Raw genomic sequence first — 545 nt, 5'->3', positions numbered from 1 at the left:
AGCTCTGGATGGCAAGCCTGCGCGAACCAGCATTGCCATTCTGTAGTCTGGCAGGCCAGTATCGAGACAAGACGCTGCCATTCCTGAATTCGCGACATCGCCTCCGTCCCACCCATGAGCTATTCTTCGTGTTCGAACGGCTTCAATGGCCCAAACCAACCGATAGACAAAGGCGTCCTCAATCAGCTTAGTATGTTCGCCTCCAATTTCTGAGATTGGATATCCTGATAGCCATTGCAGGAGTACATTTTGCCAACCAACTGGCAGATCCTGTCCCGCCTCTTGAGAGAAAGGCTTGATCGTCAACAAGTGGTTGGCCAACTCAACCAGTGAAGCATGAAGTTCGGTTGCATTTCCTTGCAATGCCGCCATGTCCGCCTGATCAAGTAGGCCTTCGAGTGCTGGCGATTGTAAATCAAGCTGCAGACCACTATCGAGTCCTACTCCCATTGCAAAAAAGCCTTTTCTCTGGATCGGCGTTGTGGAGGACCAGATTAATCTCGCGCGAGTTAGCAAAACAATTTGCTGCAGACGTCGCACACCGG

The 545-nt window shown here is 51.4% G+C and carries 1 protein-coding gene; it reads right to left on the bottom strand.

All coding sequences use genetic code 11. The annotated features are described in order from the left end of the window. On the bottom strand, positions 1-545 hold a 545-nt coding region (locus Q5L94_RS13315), incomplete at both ends, for a hypothetical protein (protein WP_317498849.1).

This window comes from Idiomarina sp. Sol25 (assembly GCF_033052775.1).
Lineage (GTDB): Bacteria > Pseudomonadota > Gammaproteobacteria > Enterobacterales > Alteromonadaceae > Idiomarina.
Note: the sequence above shows the minus strand (reverse complement) of the source record. Positions and strands in the feature narration are given on the sequence as shown.